This window comes from Limosilactobacillus sp., assembly GCF_022482365.1.
In the GTDB taxonomy this organism is placed as follows: Bacteria; Bacillota; Bacilli; order Lactobacillales; family Lactobacillaceae; genus Limosilactobacillus.
This window is the reverse complement of record NZ_JAKVPE010000001.1, coordinates 493,414-511,321: the sequence shown is the minus strand read 5'-3', so window position 1 is coordinate 511,321 and position 17,908 is coordinate 493,414. Positions and strand designations below refer to the sequence as shown.

The following is a 17,908-nucleotide window of genomic DNA, read 5'->3' as shown; positions in this document are numbered from 1 at the left end:
TTCAAACGGGTTATTGGCAGTTTTAGATGTACTTCAGATCAATGATGTTTAGAACCTAGTCACCTTCTTTAGTTGTCTTTACTCTGTTTTAGATGTACTTCAGATCAATGATGTTTAGAACTAACATTAATGTATTTTTGCTGTTTCATAAGTTTTAGATGTACTTCAGATCAATGATGTTTAGAACAACAAACGCCGTTAGATGAATTGCATTTAGGTTTTAGATGTACTTCAGATCAATGATGTTTAGAACAAATATATTGGTGTATTTATGACGATTTTGGTTTTAGATGTACTTCAGATCAATGATGTTTAGAACCGCTGTTCTAGCGCTTCTAATCTAGGCTTCGTTTTAGATGTACTTCAGATCAATGATGTTTAGAACCAAGAAGTACTATCCTGAAGATGTTTTTTAGTTTTAGATGTACTTCAGATCAATGATGTTTAGAACTGCCAGATAACGTAGCACAGATGAAGGCTAGTTTTAGATGTACTTCAGATCAATGATGTTTAGAACTAGTCGACACCTACACCGGGTTCGCTGTTGGTTTTAGATGTACTTCAGATCAATGATGTTTAGAACAGGTCGAAACTGATTAGCAGCTTCTTTCCTGTTTTAGATGTACTTCAGATCAATGATGTTTAGAACACGTCATTTTTCGACACTACCATTATCGAAGTTTTAGATGTACTTCAGATCAATGATGTTTAGAACTCGTGCTTGAGTTCGCGACCGCGCGGGTCGGTTTTAGATGTACTTCAGATCAATGATGTTTAGAACATTCGGAATCGTACTTGGTGGACAGCACTAGTTTTAGATGTACTTCAGATCAATGATGTTTAGAACAACAGGTACTAGACCAAGCCCGACGCGCCCGTTTTAGATGTACTTCAGATCAATGATGTTTAGAACGGATGCAACACGGCATCCACTATCCCGTTAGTTTTAGATGTACTTCAGATCAATGATGTTTAGAACTCGTGCTTCATGTAGTTGAGCGTGCCTTCGGTTTTAGATGTACTTCAGATCAATGATGTTTAGAACCAGGCTCCAAATACATTTGTTGACCTGTCAGTTTTAGGTGTACTTCAGATCAATGATGTTTAGAACGAGTCATTCGTGATCCACTGCGCTTTTTCAGTTTTAGGTGTACTTCAGATCAATGATGTCTAGAACAAGTAAATTTGTCGACGCTTTACGTATTTTGTTTTAGATGTACTTCAGATCAACGAGGTTTATAAATTATTTTTGGGCAACACAACAAAGCCGCCGATCCAGCCATTCAGGCCAGGATCGACGGCTTTTCCTATTTCTCATCCACAATTCGCCGGTAGGTATGGGTCGTCAGCCCGTAGATCAGTAGGTAGACCACCAGCAGGGCCACCGTGATTGCAACGGCGACGGTAATCATCAGCCGGTCATTGTAGAAACTCAGCTGGGTCATGATCTGCTTGATCAGCGGCGCCGCGAAGCAGAGGTTGATCACCGCCCCGGCGACCGGCAGCATGAAGACCATCAGCACCTGGCTGTGGATGCTCTTGGTCGTTTCGCGTTCGCTCAGCCCGACTTGCTGCATGGTGCGGAACCGCTCACGGTCGGCGTACCCCTCCGAAATCTGCTTGAAGTAGATCACGATCGTCGTGGTGATGCCCAGCGCCAGGCTGACCATGATCCCGACGAAGACCAGGCCACCGTACAGGCCGGTGAACATGTAGCGGAAGTAGTGCTGGCCCATCACCGAAACGTTGGGGCCTAGTGCCTGCGTCAGGTCGTTTTCAAAGTTGACGTGGGCCTTCTCCGAACCATTCAGCCCGTAGTTGAAACTGACGACGTTCATAGTTGGCATCCCCTTCGGCAGGTCGCGCACGATCACGAAAGACCGGCTGAAGATCGACCGCTCCGGGTTAAAGGCGAAGTCGAGCTTGTCCAGCTTCTTGGCCGCGTACCGCTGTCCCGCGATTGTCAGCTGCCCACTGTGCTCCTTGGCCGGCGAGTAAACCAGGGCCTGGTTTTGTCCCAGCCGCACGTGCTTGCCGGTCAGACGGTTGTAGTCCTTGGCGGTCACGAAGATCACCGAGCTGGTCGTCTTCTTGGTCATGTTGTTAACCGAGCCCTGGTTGACGAAGCGGGATCCCTGCCAATAGCCGTTCTGAACCGTGGTCGGCCGGTAGCTGGCCCGGTCCTTAATCGTCGCGTGGTGCTGATCCGCCACTTTCTCGATCGTCTTTTCCTGGGCCCGGCTGTACGGCTGGGCGGCCACCAGGGTGACGTTTTTCGGCGTGTAGGAATGAACCGCGTCGTTGATCCCGGCGTAAAGGGTGATCGAACTGAAGAGGGCGACCAGGACCGCGCTGCACAGCAAGCAGATTGTTGCCAGGCTGGCGCCGTTCTGCTCCATCCGCTGCAACATCCCCGAGACCGCGATGAAGTGGCGCGGCCGGTAGTAGAAATTCCGCCGCCGTTGCAGGAAACGCAGGATCAGCACGCTCCCGGCAATGAAGAGCAGGTAGGTGCCGGCGACGACCAGGATTACCGCCGCCATGAAGTTGGTGAAGGCTGAAACCCGCGGCTTGGTGGTCAGGGCGATGTAGTAGGCCCAGGCCAAGAGGGCGATTCCCAGCACCCCGGCAAGCTTGAAGAGCCAACCGTGGCGGGCGATCGGCTTGGCAGTCGCGTGCCAGAGCTGGTTCGGGTTCAGCCGGTGGAGCTTGACCAGGTCGACGAGCATTAAGACGAGGAAGAAGCCTGTGGTGTAAAGCGCCGTCTTACCCAAGGCAGTCGGCGAGATCCACGGCTGGTGCAGGTGCCGGATTTGCAGGAGGCGACCAAAGCCGAGGAAGGCCAGCTTTTCGAAGATCACCCCGAAGACCAGGCCGCTGACCAGGCTGATGGCCAGCAGGTAGCACTTTTCGATGATCGTCAGGGCGGCCAGGTTGCGACTGGTCATCCCGAGAATGCTGTAGAGGCCGAGCTCACTGCTGCGTTGCTGCCAGAGAAAGTGGTTGACGTAGAGCAAGAAGGCGAAGGTAACCAGCAGGATGAAGTTGGCCCCGAGTGAGCTCAGCGCCCGAATTGCGGCACCGGCGTCGAGCTGCTTCAGGCTCTGGTTGGCGTCGATCGCCTGGAAGATGTAGTTGATTGCCACCAGCATTCCGGTCGCCAGTAGATATGGTCCGTAGACGCGGCCGTTGCGCCGGAAGCTGGAGTTGACGAGTTTGAAGAAGAGCATTCCTTATTCACCACCATTCGTGAGGGTCATCATCGTCGCACCGATCTGCTCTTGGTAGTCCTTCATCACCAGGTCGCCGCGGTAGATCTCGTGATAGATCCGCCCGTCCTTGATGAAGAGGGTCCGCTTGGCGTGGCTGGCCGCGGCGGCACTGTGGGTCACCATGATGATCGTCTGCCCGTTGGCGTTGACCGTTTCGAACAGGTCGAGGATCTCCTGGCTGGTGTTGGAGTCCAAGGCCCCGGTCGGTTCGTCGGCCAGCAGGAGGTCGGGCTGGGTGATCAGTGCCCGGGCGATCGCGATCCGCTGCTGCTGCCCACCGGAGATTTCGCTCGGGTAGCGGTCGATGATCTTTTCGATGTGCAGGTGCTTGATCAATGGCTTGATCCGCTTTTCCATTTCGGCCACCGGGACCTTGGCCAGGACCAGCGGCAGGTAGATGTTGTCGCGGTTCGACAGGCTGTCCAGGAGGTTGAAGTGCTGGAAGACGAAGCCGAGGTGCTCACGCCGGTAGCGGGCGGCCTCGTCCTTGGTGATTGCGCCAAGGTCCTGGCCGTTCAGGATGGCCTGGCCGGCGGTGGCGCGGTCGAGGGTGGCGATGATGTTGAGCAGGGTACTCTTCCCGGCCCCCGATTCCCCCATGATGGCGACGTACTCACCGGCGTTGACGGTGAAGTTGATGTCCTTCAAGGCGGTCACCGGGTTGGCGGTGTTTTCGTTGAAGACCCGTTGGACGTGGTCGAGTTTTAATAATGGCATGTGAAACATCCTTTCCTGATTTCTTGTCTTAATTATAAAAAGGTTCCGCCCGCATTCCTACTTACGGAAGCGTACAGAACCTTACGATTTTGTAATGTTAATGTTGGCGGACGTTTTGCGGATCAAAGGCCAGGGCGGCAGTGGTGCCCTGACCTTCCTTGGAGACAATCTCAACCCGGAAGTTCAGCTGGTCGCTGATCTTTTTAACCAGGTAAAGTCCCATCCCGGTCGACTTGCTGGTCCGGTGGCCATTCTGCCCCGTAAAGCCGTCCTCGTAGATTCGCGGCAGGTCGCTGCTAGAAATCCCCGTCCCGTGGTCGGCAATCACCAACCGGTCGTCTTGCCAGGCGATGTCAATGCTGGCGCCGGCAGGGGAATACTTGATGGCGTTGGAAAGCAGCTGGTTGATGCAGAAACGCAGCCACTTCTGGTCGGTCAGCACTTTGACATTTAGGTCGCCGAGATTGGGAACCAGCTGGTGGTGGATGAAGAGGACCGAATTTTGCTGCAGCAATTCGTTAACCAGTTTCTCCAGACTGACCCAGTGGAAGTCGAAGTCGTGCTTGTCCATGTTTAGCCGCTCGTCGTTCAGCAGGAGGTCGAGGTAGTAGTTGGCCTGCCGCGTTGCCGCCTGGACCGCCGCGCTTGACACGGCCGCACGATTTTCGGCTGCCGCCTTCAGCGTCAGCAGGTCGTTTTTGATCTCGTGGGCGTAAAGATCGAGGTGGTCGAGCTGTTTGCGCTGACGTTGACGGAGGTCGCTGATCGTTTGCGTGCTGGCCGTTCGTTGCTTTTCCAGGCTCGTCAGGAGCGCGTCCTCGGTTGGCGTCGCCGGACTAATCTTGGGGGCGGGGGACTGGCGACCGATTTTCTTGACCCGCTGGGCGGCGCGGACCAGGCGGTAGACTAGCCAGACGATGATTAGCGGCAGGCTGAAGCGGACGGTGTCGAGGAGAAAAGCCTTTGGGACTCGGTAGAGGATCGTCAATAGCCAAACCAGCGCCAGCATCCCGAGGTAAATCAGAAGGCCGGCGCGGATCGACTTCAGGTAGGTGGTCCAAAACTTGCTAGTCATAGTCGGTCACCAGGCGGTAGCCGACGCCGCGCTCCGTCCGCAGTGCCGCTTTTAGGCCAATCGTGTCCAGCTTGGCCCGTAGCCGGCTGATGTTGACGTTTAAGGTGTTTTCGTTCAGATACTTGCCGCCCTGCCAGAGCCACTCCAGCAGCTTTTCCTTGGAGACGGTGCGGTCGCAATTGTGGATCAGGACCGCCAGCATTGCACCCTCGGTCGGGGTCAGCTGGGCGGTTCCGCGGTCGTTAGTCAGCTCATTGGTCAGGACGTTTAACCGGTTGCCGGCCCATTCCAGCTGGTCGCTGTCGCCGGTCTGCTGGTTGCGCCGCAGCAGGGCCTGGACCTTAGCGACCAGGACGGTCATCGAGAAGGGCTTCATCAGGTAGTCGTCGGCCCCGGCGGCCACCGCGTGCATGACGTTAGAATCGATGTCGGCCGCCGAAATGACAATGATCGGCACCTGGGATTGCTTGCGGACCTCCTGGATCCAGTAGAAGCCGTCAAAGCTCGGCAGGGTGATGTCGAAGAGTACCAGGTCGGCCCCGCTTTCCTGAATCTCACCCGCGACGTTTTGCCAGTCGGTGACCGTCTTGACCTGGTACTGCCACTTGCTCAGTTCGGTCTTAATCTCGCTGATGATCGCCTGGTTGTCCTCGACGATGAAAATGCTTGCCATCCTGTGTTCCCCCTTTTCGTACTATGATAACCGATCGCAGGCCAAATGCCCAATGCTGGTTTTAGTGAGATTAGTTGCCAGCAAAATTATTTTAACGCCGACTGAACCCGAAATCACTTGACTGAAGCGCCTCGCCATTTTCTAAAAAAATAGTGATACGATGAATTTGTAATACTATTCGAGGGGGAACGTAATGATGAAGGAACATAAAAAATTATACAAAGCTGGCAAAAATTGGCTGACGGCAACGCTGACAATTGCTGCGGTTGCACTGCTGGGCGGAATTGCAACCCAGAAAGTATCTGCCGATTCGACGCCTGCAACGGCGCAGACAACAACGGTTCAGCAAACGGCCACGGGGACCACGGCAGAACAGCAGAGTCAGGCGTTGAGCAGTGCGGATCAGACGACTGCGACGACTCAATCAGCAGCGACCGACGACTCCACCACTGCCGTGACTGTTTCCCAGGCAAAGGCCAACGCGGCTAACCAGTGGGCCCACTATGATCAAGGCTGGTCATACACCGATGGTCAGGGTAACTGGGTCTACAATCAGTGGCAGCGAATTAACAACAACTGGTACTACTTCAACGATGCAGGCTACGCTCAAACCGGTTGGTTCAAGTCGGGTGCTGGCAACTGGTACTATTTTGACAACCAGAATGCCAATGCGCTTACCAGCTGGCAACGGATCAACAACCATTGGTACTACTTTGATCCGGTCAACGCTAATGCCCAGACCGGCTGGTTCAAGTCGGGTGCCGGCAACTGGTATTACTTTGACCCGACTAATGCCTGGGCAGACACAGGCTGGCAAAAGATCAACGGCAGCTGGTACTACTTTGACAACCAAAACGCCAACGCCCTGACCGGTTGGCAACGGCTTAATAACCACTGGTATTATTTCGATCCGGCAAATGCCTGGGCCCAAACTGGCTGGTTCAAGTCGGGCGCCGGCAACTGGTATTACTTTGACTCAACCAATGCCTGGGCTGAGACTGGCTGGCAGAAGATCAACGGCAGCTGGTACTACTTTGACAACCAGAATGCCAATGCCCTAACCGGTTGGCAAAAGATTAATAACGTTTGGTATTACTTTGACCCCGTGAACGCTTGGATGAAGACCGGCTGGCAAAACATCAATGGCAAGAGCTACTACTTCAATAATTCGGGTGCCTGGAGCGATCCAAGCTCGGCTTACTGGAACTCTACTAAGCAGGCAAAATTGGATCAGTACATCCAATCCTACAACTCATCGCACGGTACGGCCTTTACTAAGGTAAATTCGAATTCAGCCGGCAGCTTAGTAGTCAATGGCGATGCCGAACACTATAACGATGAGGGGATGCCGTCAGGCGGTACCCAATCCGTTGGCCTTAGCTCCGATGGTCAAGGCAGCCATGCCTACAACATTGTTGCAATCTATAACCAAAACGAACGTGGCAGCCATAACGCGACCATTGGCGAATTCCACAACACTTACTACTTTGCTTACCACAACGGACAACCGGTCGTTCTTTTTGATTGCACGACCAATGGCTGGCCGGTTCCATCCGATCAGCAGCATCTGACCAGTTATATGGCAAAACGTGCGACTGCCATCACGGACTTCAACAATGCCTTTACATCAATTGCAAACTCCTAATCATTAATAGTTAAGGCGCTTCGGAAACCAATCCGGGGCGCCTTTTAGCTGTATAATGATGAAAAACAGCTAGGGGTAGTGCTTATGCAAATTCGACCAATTATAAATCAGCAAGAACTCGGCCAGACCAGTGCCATCTTCCAACGAACATGGCAGGCGGCCTATCGAGAACTGCTGCCCGCGGCGGGCCTGCAGGCGCTGCAACCGGGCGATTGGGAAGCGGGACTGGTGCAACCGGGGCGTCATAATCTGGTTGCCCAGGTCGACGGCCAGCTGGTGGGCGTTGTCAGTTACGGATCGCCGCGCAACCCGCAACGGTTTTGGCCCGATACTGGGGAACTGATGGCGCTCTACGTCCTCCCCGAATATGAGGGGAGGGGGATCGGTGCCCGGCTGCTCGCCCAGGCGGAGGCCGCGCTAGCGATGCAGTTTTCGCGGGCCGGTTTGCTGGTTCTCGAGGGAAATAGTGCGGCCTGTTCCTTTTATCAGCGTCACGGTTGGAGAGCAACCGGTGAAATGATTAACCAGGTGATCTTTGGTCGCCCCGTCCGGTTGCTTCAGTATGAAAAATCTCTTAAAAAATAGAACTCGGTGAATCTTCCGACCTTCAGGCGGGATGATTCACCGAGTTTTTAAATTGCCACTAAAATTCCAGCGATGAGCAGGCAGAACACCGCCAGGCTAATGTATTTGCCTGCCCGCCGCCAGTGCCAGCGGATTTGCTGGCGCCGGTAGTCGTCGATGGTGGCCTTGATGCGCTGCTGGTTGGTCGTTGAAAAGTCATGAGTCAGAAAATTCTTCTCGTGCTCCAAACGGGGCGGGTAAAAGAGCCAGCGCCACCAGGAACAGTCGGGAAGGACGAACTGGCTGCGGGCGGTCCAGCGGGGATTGTGGGCCGCAACTGGCAGGATCAGGATGCGCAGGATCACGGCCGGCTTAATCTTAGCCTTGCCATTATGATATGCGCTCACCGGGACGTTGATCAGAGCACCCAGGAGGATCTCCTGCCAGTGGTGGGGATGTTCTTGAATATGCTGGTGCAGTGCCTGCTGCAGGTCGCGGGGCAACTGATAGTTGGCGATCCGGCCGTCGGTGAAGCGGACCTGGACCCAGTAGACCTCCCTTGATCTATGTTTGTGGTGCTGCCTGGTTTTCTCTTGCTTCTTTTCTGCTAGTGCCCGCCGTGCAAATGACCAATCCCGAGTGTCCATCAAAATCTCCTCCTCTAGTAACAATTTCAGTATACCAGAATAGTGACGACTAGCTGAAATTGTGGCAATCTATTTTGACAATCAAACAATTTTCGAAAATTCTTTTAAAAATTAAGCACAAATGAATTTATTAACTGCTTGGCAAAACAACAATATTGAAGAACGGTCCTTTGAACAGTCAAAATAATTTCAAATCATCGGCTCAATGCCGTTAATCGAAAAAGTAGTTTGACAATCAAAATAGTTCTGAATATAATTTGACCATCGAATGATTTGATATTCGAAATACTTTTGGAGGCAGGTGACCAAATTGCCTGTAATGACAGCTCAGGAAATCATGGACCTGATCCCGAACCGCTATCCGATCTGCTACATCGATTACGTCGATTCGCTGCTCCCCGGTTCGGAGATCGTGGCAACGAAGAACGTGACCATCAACGAATCATTCTTCCGTGGGCATTTTCCTGGGAATCCGGTAATGCCGGGGGTACTGATCATTGAGACTCTCGCCCAGGCCGCTTCTGTTTTGATCCTGAAGTCGCCAGAATTTTATAAAAAGACTGCCTACCTCGGTGCCATCCACCAGGCCAAGTTTCGCCAAGTGGTGCGCCCGGGGGACGTCTTGAAGCTGAAGATCAAGATGGTGAAGAAGCGTTCCCGGATGGGGATTGTCGACGCCCTGGCAACCGTTGACGGAAAGCGGGCCTGCAGTGCCCAGCTCGTCTTTATCGTTGCGGACCGTGATGCCAAAATTTAATTGCCGGTGATTTCAGCTATAATATACTTTGATAGTTAAATTATTTGATACTACAAACTAAATAAGGAGCGATTATTATGGCTGATGATTACCAAGAAATTAACCGGGCCCTGATCCGGGTTTACAACGGGATCGTCTGGATCGAGGAAAAGGAATTGCGCGAGAGTACCTTCAGGGACCTGACGATCAAGGAAATGCACGCCATTGACGCGATTACCATGTACGATCACCAGACGGTCTCCGAGGTGGCTAAGAAGCTCCACCTGACGCCCGGCACGATGACGGCAATGGTGGATCGCCTGATTGCCAAGGGCTACGCCGAGCGCTTCCGGGACCAGGAAGACCGGCGGATGATTCGCTTGGGCTTGACGCACAAGGGCCGGGTCCTGTACCGGGCCCACCGTGCCTTTCATAACATGATGGTGAAGAGCTTCCTGAAGGATATGGACGAGACGGAATTAAAGACCGTTCACAAGGCCCTGCACAACCTGGAGGACTTTCTGGAGGAGCATTCTTAAAAAGCGAGGACTGTGAAGCAAGATGAGCAACAAGTGGAGAATCGTAACGACCGCCAGCTATGCACCGGCCAGAATCGTCACCAACGACGACCTGGCCGCGATCATGGACACGTCCGACCAGTGGATTCGGGAGCGGACCGGCATCAGGCGGCGCCACATCAGTGCTGGCGAAAATACCGCTGACCTGGCCACACAAGTTGCCGATCGCCTCCTGAAGCGCGCTGGCTGGCCTGCCCAGTCGTTGGATCTGATTGTGATTGCCACGATGTCGTCCAACGCCTGCACGCCCTCGACCGCGGCAATTGTTCAGGGGCGGCTTGGTGCCGGTCGGGCAGTGGCCTTTGACCTTTCGGCGGCCTGCTCAGGATTCGTCTACGCCCTGAGCACGGTTGCCCGTTTTCTGGATGGCAAGCGCTTTTCGCGGGCGATGGTCATCGGCAGCGAGGTTCTCTCGAAGCTGATCGACTGGCACGACCGCTCCACCGCCGTCCTGTTTGGCGATGCGGCCGGGGGTGTCCTGGTTGAATCCACGTCGGCCCCGCACCTACTGGGTGAGTCGCTAGCGACCTTTGGCGACCAGGCTGCAAGCCTATCGGCCGGGGGCACCGCGCCCAGCCCGGTCTTTCCCGGCCCGGTTGCCAAGCTGCAGCCGTTTCGGATGAATGGCCGGGCGGTTTACCGCTTCGCAACCCACGAGGTGCCGCGCTCAATTGAGGGTGCCCTGACCACGGCTGGCCTTTCACTTGAGGCCGTCGATCACTTCATCCTGCACCAGGCCAATATTCGAATAATTCAACAGGTTGCCCGCCGCTTGGAGCAGCCGCTGGCGAAGTTTCCGACCAACATCGCAGACTTCGGCAACACCGCCGCGGCCAGCGAGCCGGTTCTTTTGAACGAGTGCGTTGAAAAGGGACTGGTCCGCCGCGGGGACGTGCTTGCCCTGAGCGGCTTTGGCGGTGGCCTGACAAGTGGAACAATGATTATTAAATATTAAAAGAAAGAGGAATTTAACAATGACTAAAGAAGAAATTTTCAACACCGTTAAGAGCATTTCAGCAGACGAACTGGACATTCCAGCCGAAAAGATCACGATGGACACCAATATCCAAAACGATCTGAATGCCGACAGCCTGGACGTCTTTGAAATCATGAACGAACTGGAAGACAAGTTCGACATCGAACTGGACGACGATGATGTCCAGCTCCACACCATTGCCGACGTGGTTGACTTCGTGGCTTCCCAGCTGGCAGCAAAAGAATAATGAAGTTCGCGATCTTATTCAGCGGTCAGGGGGCCCAGAAGGCGGGGATGGGGCTTGACTTTTATTCCGACCCGCTCTTCGCCCAGACCGTTGAGGAAGCCAGCGCGGCTGCCCAGCTCGACCTGCGCAAGATCATGAAGAGTGAGCACGGCGAGCTGTCAAAAACAGCCAACGTCCAACCCGCCCTGGTGACCGTCAGCGCCGGAATCTACCGGCTCCTGCAGCGGGACCTGCCCAAGCTGCCGGTCGGCGGGATGGTCGGCCTCTCCCTGGGCGAGTACGCGGGTCTGATTGCGTCCGGGGCGATCGACTTTGACGCCGGGATTGCACTCCTGGCCGACCGGGGCCGCTACATGCAGGCCGACGCCGATGCCCAGCCAAGCGCGATGGCGGCCCTGGTTGGCCCTGATCTGGAGCGTGTCCAGGAGACTCTATCCGCCTATCCAACGGTCTGGGTGGCCAATTACAATTCGCCGCGCCAGGTCGTTATCGGCGGCCCGACGGAAGAACTGAGGACGGCGGCCAACGCGTTGAAGGATGCGGGTGCTGCAAAGAAAATCGTGATATTGAAGGTTAGCGGGGCGTTTCACACCCCGCTATTTAATAAGGCTGCGCATCGGATGCACGAGCGCCTGAAGGACGTGAAGTTCAACCAGCCCGCACTCCCGGTGATCAGCAATACGACCGTTGAGCCGTTCCAAGCGGCGACGATTGGCCCGATCATGGAACGTCAGCTGGCGGTGCCAACCCACTTCGGAGCAGACCTTCAATACCTGATTGAATGCGCGGGCATTGACGCCACGCTGGAGATTGGGCCGGGACGGACCTTGACCAGCTTTGCCCACCAGGTCGACCGTTCTTTGAAGCGCGCCAATATTGCAAGCCGGGCGGACTACGACAGATTTATCGAGGAGCATCAGCAATGGACCTAAAAGAAAAAGTTGTATTAGTAACGGGAAGCACCCGGGGAATCGGGGCGGCAACGGCCCTCGCATTTGCGGCGGCCGGCAGTCGGCTGATCCTAAACGGCCGCTCGGATTTGCCAGCGGAGCTCAAAGAACAGCTGGACGAGCTCGGCGCCGACTACGCCTTCCTGGCGGCCGATCTAGCAGACCCGGCGACCGTCAAGCAGTTCGCTGTGGACGCCTGGGATCAATTCGGCCAGGTCGACGTGGTAGTCAACAACGCCGGGATCACCGATGACAAGCTACTGGTCGGGATGAAGCCGGCCGATTTTGATCAGGTGATCGACGTCAACCTTCGCGGGCCATTCCTGCTGACGGCGGCCCTCCTGAAGAAGATGTATAAACGGCGTCAGGGCTGCTTTATCAACCTGGCCAGCGTGGTCGGTCTCCACGGAAACGCGGGCCAGGCCAATTATGCCGCCAGCAAGGCCGGGATCGTGGGCCTGACGAAGACCACGGCCCGGGAAGGCGCCCTGCGCGGGATTCGCTGCAACGCCATCGCCCCGGGGATGATCAAGAGTGCGATGACGGACAAGCTCAGTCCGCGGATCCAAAAGCAGCTGGTTGCCCTGATCCCGCTCAAGCGTCTGGGGATGACCAATGAGGTTGCCCAGACCGCTATTTTCCTGGCCCAAAACGATTACGTGACGGGTCAGACGATCGTGGTTGACGGCGGGATGACGATTTAAGCACGAGGTGAAAAAATGACTACCGTAGTAATTACTGGAATGGGCGCGATTGCCCCCAATGGCAACGGCCTGAATAATTTTGTCGAAAATACGCTGAAGGGCCAGGTCGGCATCAAGCCGATCACGAAGTTTGATGCCACCGACACCGGGATCACCGTTGCCGGGGAGATCGATGACTTTGATCCCCAAGCTTACGTGGGTTCGAAGGCGGCCCGGCGGATGGACCTCTATTCGCAGTACGCCGTTCAGACGGCCGCGGAGGCGATTGAGATGGCGGGGATTGACGCGGAAAACACCCGGCCAGAGGAAATGGGCGTCATCTACGGCTCCGGGATCGGTGGCCTGACCACCATCCAGGAGCAGGTGATTAAGATGCACGAGAAGGGGCCACGGCGGGTTTCGCCGATGTTTGTGCCGATGGCGATCTCGAACATGGCGGCCGGCAACATCGCCATCCGCTTCAACGCCCAAAACATCTGCACCTCGGTCACGACGGCCTGCGCAACCGGGACCAACGCGATTGGGGAAGCCTTTCGTCAGATCAAAGAGGGCCGTGCCCAGGTGATGATTGCCGGGGGTGCCGAGGCGTCGGTCAACGAGATTGGAATTGCCGGTTTCGCCGCACTCAAGGCGCTTTCGACCAGCACGGACCCGGCAAGGGCTTCACTGCCCTTTGACCGTGACCGGCACGGCTTCGTCCTCGGCGAGGGTGCCGGGGCCCTGGTGCTTGAGAGCCTCGAGCATGCCCGCAAGCGCGGCGCCCGGATTCTCGGTGAGGTTGTCGGCTATGGTGCAACCTGCGATGCCTTCCACATCACCGCCCCGGATCCGTCCGGTGCGGGGGCGGCCCGGGCGATGCAGGCCGCAATTGATGAGGCCGGTGTAGCACCGAGTGAGGTTGCCTACATCAACGCCCACGGTACTGCCACCAAGGCTAACGACAGTGGCGAGGCAAAGGCCATTCGCCAGGTCTTCGGCGCGGACAACAAAGTCCGGGTCAGCTCGACCAAGGGGATGACCGGCCACCTGCTGGGCGCTGCCGGGGCGATCGAGGCCGTGATTACCGTGGCCGCACTGGACCGGGGAGAGCTGCCGGAGAACGTCGGCTGTTTTAACCAGGATCCGGAATGCCCGGTGCAACTGGTCAATCATGACAACCAGTCGGCCCCGGATGCCCGCTACGCCATCAGCAATTCCTTTGGCTTCGGCGGTCACAACGCGGTACTGGCCTTTCGCAAATGGGGTGATTAAGTGGAACTGGCAGAGCTAGAAAAAATCATGGCGACCTTTGATCAGTCATCGATGCGTGAACTCAGGATCAACGACGGGGACTTTCATCTCTACCTGAGCAAGAACCAGGCGGGGACCGGTGAAGCCCAGCCGATGCCAACGCAGGCGGTTGAGGAACCGTCCCCAGAAGCGAACGCCGCTCAAGGGGACGCCCAGATCAAGGCCCCCCTGGTCGGGACCGTTTACCTCCAGGCCAAGCCCCAACAGCCGCCCTATGTTCACGTCGGCAGCCAAGTTAAGGAAGGCGACGTTGTCTGCGTGATCGAGGCCATGAAGATGATGACCGAGATTCGCGCAAAGGTCAGCGGTACCGTCAAGGCGGTTAACGTGGAAAACGGGGAACTCGTCGAAGTCGATCAGCCGTTATTTACTTTAACAAAGGAGCAACAATAAAATGGCAAAAGTGAACTTAGACAGTGAGGCAATTCAACAGATCATCCCCCACCGTTACCCGATGCTACTGATTGACCGGGTTGAGGAACTGGTCCCCGGTGAAATGGCGATCGCGACCCGCAACGTCACGATCCACGAGGAAGTCTTCAACGGGCACTTCCCCCACAATCCGGTCCTGCCCGGCGCGCTGATTGTGGAGTCACTGGCGCAGACTGGCGCGGTGGCCCTGCTGACCGCCCCGCAATTCAAGGGGAAGACCGCCTACTTTGGCGGGATCAAGACGGCGGAATTTCGTCGCGTTGTCCGTCCGGGCGACGTGATGAAACTTGAGGTCCACTTGACGAAGATGCACCGCAACATTGGCGTTGGCAAGGCAGAGGCCACCGTGGACGGGGAGCGTGCCTGCAGCGCCGAATTGACATTCTTTATTGGGTAGGTGATTTTGCAATGTTCACAAAAGTATTAGTAGCCAACCGCGGAGAAATTGCGGTGCGGATCATTCGGTCCCTGCGCGAGCTCGGGATTAAGTCGGTCGCAATCTATTCGACCGCTGACCGCGAGAGCCTGCACGTTCAGCTGGCCGACGAGGCAGTCTGTGTCGGCGGCGCACGCGCCCAGGATTCGTACCTGAACATGCAGAACATTCTGGCGGCCGCGGTTGGCACCGGTGCCCAGGCAATTCACCCAGGCTTCGGTTTTTTATCAGAAAATAGCGAGTTTGCCGAAATGTGTCAGGCCTGTGGGATCACATTTATTGGGCCGCACGCACGGACGATCGACCTGATGGGGAACAAGGAACACGCCCGCCAGCAGATGCAAAGGCTGGGGGTTCCCGTCATTCCCGGCAGCGACGGCTATATCGATAACGTCACCGATGCCGTCGCGGTTGCCGAAGAGATCGGCTACCCGGTCCTAATTAAAGCAGCCGCTGGTGGCGGTGGCAAAGGGATCCGCCGGGTGGAAAACAAAAAGCAGATGCGTACGGCCTTTAGCGAGGCCCAGAGTGAGGCCCGGCTGGCCTTTGGCGACGACCGGATGTATTTAGAAAAGATCATGGAAGGCGTTAAGCACATCGAGGTCCAGATCTTCCGCGATGGCTTTGGGCACAGCGTCTATTTTCCAGAGCGGGACTGCTCACTGCAGATCAATAAGCAAAAAGTGCTCGAGGAGAGTCCCTGCGTCCTGATTGGTGAGGACGAACGGGCAGAGCTTGGCCGCCTGGCCCTCCGCGTGGCCGACGGGATCGACTACCTCAACACGGGGACGATTGAGTTTCTAATGGACGCGGACCACCACTTCTACTTTATGGAGATGAACACCCGGATTCAGGTGGAGCATACGGTGACCGAGATGGTGACCGGGATCGACCTCGTTAAGGCCCAGGTTAAAGTGGCCGCTGGTGAGCCGCTGCCGTTTAGCCAGGCGGATATTCAACTACGGGGGGTGGCGATCGAGTGTCGGATCAACGCCGAGGACCCGGCCCGCGACTTCATGCCTTCGACGGGTCAGGTTAAGTTTCTCTACCTGCCGGTGGGCAATCTCGGGATGCGAATCGACACTGCCCTCTATCAGGGAGCGACCGTCACGCCCTTCTACGACTCGATGATCGCCAAGGTGATCGCATTAGGACATGACCGGCAGGAGGCCATTGAAAAGATCAAGCGCCTGATGGCGGAAACGGTAATTGCTGGCATTCACACCAACCAGGATTTTCAGCAGGAAATTCTAAATGACGCCGGCTTTGTTTCGGGCAAGTTCACCACCGCTTATCTGGAGAAATCGTTCTTGCCCCGACAGAAAGGCAGGGTGAAGGAAATTGAAGCTGTTTGACCAGAACAACACCTTGAGTGCCAACCACGTCAAGGCCGATCGCCAGGCGGATGCTAAGGTGCCCGGGGGCTTATGGAAGAAGTGCCCGAAGTGCCAATCCGCGCTGGTGACCAAGCAGCTGGACGACTACCAGACCTGTCCGCACTGCCACTATGGCTTTCGAATCAGCGCCCGTCAGCGCTTGCAGTGGCTGGTGGACGAGGCAGTGCCGGAAGATACCGACCTGGAGACGACTGACCCGTTAACCTTTCCCGGTTATCGCGAAAAGCTGCAAGTGGCTCAGGCACGAACTGGTTTGAACGACTCGGTTTGGACGGGGAAAGCGCGGATCGCCGACGTTCATTTTCGCCTCGGCATCATGGACCCGACCTTTATCATGGGCTCGCTGGGCACCGTGACCGGCGAAAAGCTGACCCGGCTGTTCGAACGGGCAACGGCTAGCAAGCAGCCGGTGGTCCTCTTCACTGCCTCGGGTGGTGCCCGAATGCAGGAGGGGATTTTGTCGCTAATGCAGATGGCCAAGGTCAGCGCTGCCGTTGCCCGGCACTCCGCGGCCGGTCTGCTTTACATCGTTGTGCTGACCGATCCGACGACGGGCGGCGTCACCGCCAGCTTTGCGATGCAGGGCGACATCACGCTTGCCGAACCCCACGCCCTGGTTGGCTTTGCGGGTCGACGGGTGATCGAGCAAACGACCGGCCGGCGGATTCCAGCGGACCTGCAGGATGCGGAAAATTTGCTGAAGCACGGCTTCGTGGATCGGATTGTCGAACGTCAGGACGAAAAGGAAACGTTGAGGTGGCTGCTAAAGTATGGTGGATAAGAAGAGTGAACCAAAAACCAGCGCCCAGGTAGTGGCGGCGGCCCGGGACCCGCAGAAGGTGACGGGGCTGGAGATTATCCATTCCCTGATCGACAATTTCATGGAGCTGCATGGGGACCGTGAGCACGGCGACGACCCGGCAATCATCGGCGGCATCGGCCTTTTTCACGGCCAGCCGGTGACGGTCATCACGACCGATAAGGGGACCGGCGCGGAGGAGCGGGCGGCCAAGCACTTTGGTTGTCCGACGCCAAGTGGCTACCGAAAAGCGTTGCGTCTGATGAAGGCGGCGGCAAAGTTTCGGCGCCCGGTCATCACCTTCGTGAATACGCCCGGCGCCTATCCGGGGCAGTCGGCTGAAGAGAACGGGCAGGGGGACGCGATCGCCCAGAACCTGCTGGAAATCAGTCGTCTGAAAACGCCGGTGTTGACTGTCATTCTCGGTGAAGGGGGCAGTGGCGGTGCCCTGGCCCTTGCCTGTGGCGATGCCGTTTGGATGCTTGAGAACAGCACTTATTCGATCCTTTCGCCGGAGGGCTTTGCCGCGATCCTGTGGAAGGACCAGCGGCGATCCAACGAGGCCGCCGAGTTGATGAGGCTGACGCCGCCGGACTTACTGGACCAGAAGGTGATCGACGGAATCATTGCCGAGCCCGCCGACCATCAAGAAGTAATTGCCAATATTAACCAGACACTGTGGCCGGCGCTGCAGAGGTTTGAAAGATTGCCAGAAGACGAGCTGATAGCACGGCGTCACGAACGCTACCGTAAATTCTAATGGAGGAAGA

General features: G+C 56.0%; 19 protein-coding genes and 1 CRISPR repeat array (1 of these 20 cut by a window edge). Of the genes, 14 read left to right on the top strand and 5 right to left on the bottom strand.

The features are described 5' to 3' along the window. Window positions 1-1,243: a CRISPR direct-repeat array (repeat unit 36 nt; unit sequence GTTTTAGATGTACTTCAGATCAATGATGTTTAGAAC); it reaches 1,829 nt to the left of the window's first position. Between the two features lie 64 nt (window positions 1,244-1,307). From LKE23_RS02435 to LKE23_RS02420, 4 genes are all read right to left on the bottom strand, one after another. After that, entirely contained in the window at window positions 1,308-3,230 is a 1,923-nt protein-coding gene (locus LKE23_RS02435; RefSeq protein ID WP_291977922.1) for an FtsX-like permease family protein, read from the bottom strand. Between the two features lie 3 nt (window positions 3,231-3,233). Further along, window positions 3,234-3,989, bottom strand: a complete 756-nt coding sequence (locus tag LKE23_RS02430; protein WP_291977921.1) for an ABC transporter ATP-binding protein — start codon at window positions 3,987-3,989, stop codon at window positions 3,234-3,236. A 97-nt stretch (window positions 3,990-4,086) separates the two neighbouring features. Then, window positions 4,087-5,064: a sensor histidine kinase gene (locus LKE23_RS02425; protein WP_291977920.1), complete on the bottom strand. Its 978-nt coding sequence runs from the start codon at window positions 5,062-5,064 to the stop codon at window positions 4,087-4,089. Beyond that, complete coding sequence (locus LKE23_RS02420) at window positions 5,057-5,737, bottom strand: response regulator transcription factor (RefSeq protein WP_291977919.1); 681 nt, start codon at window positions 5,735-5,737, stop codon at window positions 5,057-5,059. The genes LKE23_RS02425 and LKE23_RS02420 overlap by 8 nt, the downstream gene beginning before the upstream one ends. A gap of 196 nt (window positions 5,738-5,933) precedes the next feature. On the opposite strand from LKE23_RS02420, the gene LKE23_RS02415 reads away from it, so the two are divergent. Together LKE23_RS02415 and LKE23_RS02410 are read left to right on the top strand one after the other, a co-directional pair. Next, window positions 5,934-7,382 (top strand): DUF4767 domain-containing protein, encoded by a 1,449-nt coding sequence (locus tag LKE23_RS02415; protein ID WP_291977918.1) that lies wholly within the window; start codon window positions 5,934-5,936, stop codon window positions 7,380-7,382. An 84-nt stretch (window positions 7,383-7,466) separates the two neighbouring features. Beyond that, entirely contained in the window at window positions 7,467-7,967 is a 501-nt protein-coding gene (locus LKE23_RS02410) for a GNAT family N-acetyltransferase (protein WP_291977917.1), read from the top strand. Window positions 7,968-8,014: 47 nt separating this feature from the next. Here LKE23_RS02410 and LKE23_RS02405 read toward each other — a convergent pair whose 3' ends face one another. Next, window positions 8,015-8,593, bottom strand: a complete 579-nt coding sequence (locus LKE23_RS02405; protein WP_291977916.1) for a DUF7679 family protein — start codon at window positions 8,591-8,593, stop codon at window positions 8,015-8,017. 319 nt (window positions 8,594-8,912) lie between these two features. On the opposite strand from LKE23_RS02405, the gene fabZ (LKE23_RS02400) reads away from it, so the two are divergent. The 12 genes from fabZ (LKE23_RS02400) to accA all read left to right on the top strand — a co-directional run bounded on the left by fabZ (LKE23_RS02400) (window position 8,913) and on the right by accA (window position 17,898). Then, window positions 8,913-9,350, top strand: coding sequence for a 3-hydroxyacyl-ACP dehydratase FabZ (gene fabZ, locus LKE23_RS02400; RefSeq protein WP_434737625.1), 438 nt, complete (start codon window positions 8,913-8,915; stop codon window positions 9,348-9,350). Between the two features lie 77 nt (window positions 9,351-9,427). Then, entirely contained in the window at window positions 9,428-9,868 is a 441-nt protein-coding gene (locus tag LKE23_RS02395) for a MarR family winged helix-turn-helix transcriptional regulator (protein ID WP_291977914.1), read from the top strand. A 22-nt stretch (window positions 9,869-9,890) separates the two neighbouring features. Beyond that, window positions 9,891-10,862 carry a beta-ketoacyl-ACP synthase III gene (locus LKE23_RS02390; protein WP_291977913.1) on the top strand — a complete coding sequence of 324 codons (972 nt, stop codon included), beginning with the start codon at window positions 9,891-9,893 and terminating at the stop codon, window positions 10,860-10,862. A 19-nt stretch (window positions 10,863-10,881) separates the two neighbouring features. Further along, window positions 10,882-11,130, top strand: coding sequence for an acyl carrier protein (locus LKE23_RS02385; protein ID WP_291977912.1), 249 nt, complete (start codon window positions 10,882-10,884; stop codon window positions 11,128-11,130). Beyond that, window positions 11,130-12,062 (top strand): ACP S-malonyltransferase, encoded by a 933-nt coding sequence (locus tag LKE23_RS02380; protein ID WP_291977911.1) that lies wholly within the window; start codon window positions 11,130-11,132, stop codon window positions 12,060-12,062. Before LKE23_RS02385 ends, LKE23_RS02380 begins: the two co-directional genes overlap by 1 nt. Beyond that, entirely contained in the window at window positions 12,053-12,784 is a 732-nt protein-coding gene (locus LKE23_RS02375; RefSeq protein ID WP_291977910.1) for an SDR family oxidoreductase, read from the top strand. Before LKE23_RS02380 ends, LKE23_RS02375 begins: the two co-directional genes overlap by 10 nt. Before the next feature lie 15 nt (window positions 12,785-12,799). Continuing rightward, window positions 12,800-14,035, top strand: coding sequence for a beta-ketoacyl-ACP synthase II (gene fabF / locus LKE23_RS02370; protein ID WP_291977909.1), 1,236 nt, complete (start codon window positions 12,800-12,802; stop codon window positions 14,033-14,035). After that, the gene (locus LKE23_RS02365) at window positions 14,036-14,467 is read left to right on the top strand and encodes an acetyl-CoA carboxylase biotin carboxyl carrier protein (protein ID WP_291977908.1); all 432 of its coding nucleotides are present in this window, start codon (window positions 14,036-14,038) and stop codon (window positions 14,465-14,467) included. A 1-nt stretch (window position 14,468) separates the two neighbouring features. After that, window positions 14,469-14,903 carry a 3-hydroxyacyl-ACP dehydratase FabZ gene (gene fabZ / locus LKE23_RS02360; protein WP_291977907.1) on the top strand — a complete coding sequence of 145 codons (435 nt, stop codon included), beginning with the start codon at window positions 14,469-14,471 and terminating at the stop codon, window positions 14,901-14,903. A gap of 11 nt (window positions 14,904-14,914) precedes the next feature. After that, entirely contained in the window at window positions 14,915-16,297 is a 1,383-nt protein-coding gene (gene accC, locus LKE23_RS02355) for an acetyl-CoA carboxylase biotin carboxylase subunit (protein ID WP_291977906.1), read from the top strand. Continuing rightward, window positions 16,284-17,120 (top strand): acetyl-CoA carboxylase, carboxyltransferase subunit beta, encoded by an 837-nt coding sequence (gene accD, locus LKE23_RS02350; RefSeq protein WP_291977905.1) that lies wholly within the window; start codon window positions 16,284-16,286, stop codon window positions 17,118-17,120. The genes accC and accD overlap by 14 nt, the downstream gene beginning before the upstream one ends. Beyond that, on the top strand, window positions 17,113-17,898 hold the full coding sequence (gene accA / locus LKE23_RS02345) for a carboxyltransferase subunit alpha (protein ID WP_291977904.1): 786 nt from the start codon (window positions 17,113-17,115) through the stop codon (window positions 17,896-17,898). The genes accD and accA overlap by 8 nt, the downstream gene beginning before the upstream one ends. Window positions 17,899-17,908: the final 10 nt, after the last annotated feature.

What these genes read in the sequence shown, in the direction of transcription:
- LKE23_RS02435 (WP_291977922.1), bottom strand. Translation starts at nt 3,230, where the DNA reads ATGCTCTTCTTCAAACTCGTCAACTCCAGCTTCCGGCGCAACGGCCGC.
- LKE23_RS02430 (WP_291977921.1), bottom strand. Translation starts at nt 3,989, where the DNA reads ATGCCATTATTAAAACTCGACCACGTCCAACGGGTCTTCAACGAAAAC.
- LKE23_RS02425 (WP_291977920.1), bottom strand. Translation starts at nt 5,064, where the DNA reads ATGACTAGCAAGTTTTGGACCACCTACCTGAAGTCGATCCGCGCCGGC.
- LKE23_RS02420 (WP_291977919.1), bottom strand. Translation starts at nt 5,737, where the DNA reads ATGGCAAGCATTTTCATCGTCGAGGACAACCAGGCGATCATCAGCGAG.
- LKE23_RS02415 (WP_291977918.1), top strand. Translation starts at nt 5,934, where the DNA reads ATGAAGGAACATAAAAAATTATACAAAGCTGGCAAAAATTGGCTGACG.
- LKE23_RS02410 (WP_291977917.1), top strand. Translation starts at nt 7,467, where the DNA reads ATGCAAATTCGACCAATTATAAATCAGCAAGAACTCGGCCAGACCAGT.
- LKE23_RS02405 (WP_291977916.1), bottom strand. Translation starts at nt 8,593, where the DNA reads ATGGACACTCGGGATTGGTCATTTGCACGGCGGGCACTAGCAGAAAAG.
- fabZ (WP_434737625.1), top strand. Translation starts at nt 8,913, where the DNA reads ATGACAGCTCAGGAAATCATGGACCTGATCCCGAACCGCTATCCGATC.
- LKE23_RS02395 (WP_291977914.1), top strand. Translation starts at nt 9,428, where the DNA reads ATGGCTGATGATTACCAAGAAATTAACCGGGCCCTGATCCGGGTTTAC.
- LKE23_RS02390 (WP_291977913.1), top strand. Translation starts at nt 9,891, where the DNA reads ATGAGCAACAAGTGGAGAATCGTAACGACCGCCAGCTATGCACCGGCC.
- LKE23_RS02385 (WP_291977912.1), top strand. Translation starts at nt 10,882, where the DNA reads ATGACTAAAGAAGAAATTTTCAACACCGTTAAGAGCATTTCAGCAGAC.
- LKE23_RS02380 (WP_291977911.1), top strand. Translation starts at nt 11,130, where the DNA reads ATGAAGTTCGCGATCTTATTCAGCGGTCAGGGGGCCCAGAAGGCGGGG.
- LKE23_RS02375 (WP_291977910.1), top strand. Translation starts at nt 12,053, where the DNA reads ATGGACCTAAAAGAAAAAGTTGTATTAGTAACGGGAAGCACCCGGGGA.
- fabF (WP_291977909.1), top strand. Translation starts at nt 12,800, where the DNA reads ATGACTACCGTAGTAATTACTGGAATGGGCGCGATTGCCCCCAATGGC.
- fabZ (WP_291977907.1), top strand. Translation starts at nt 14,469, where the DNA reads ATGGCAAAAGTGAACTTAGACAGTGAGGCAATTCAACAGATCATCCCC.
- accC (WP_291977906.1), top strand. Translation starts at nt 14,915, where the DNA reads ATGTTCACAAAAGTATTAGTAGCCAACCGCGGAGAAATTGCGGTGCGG.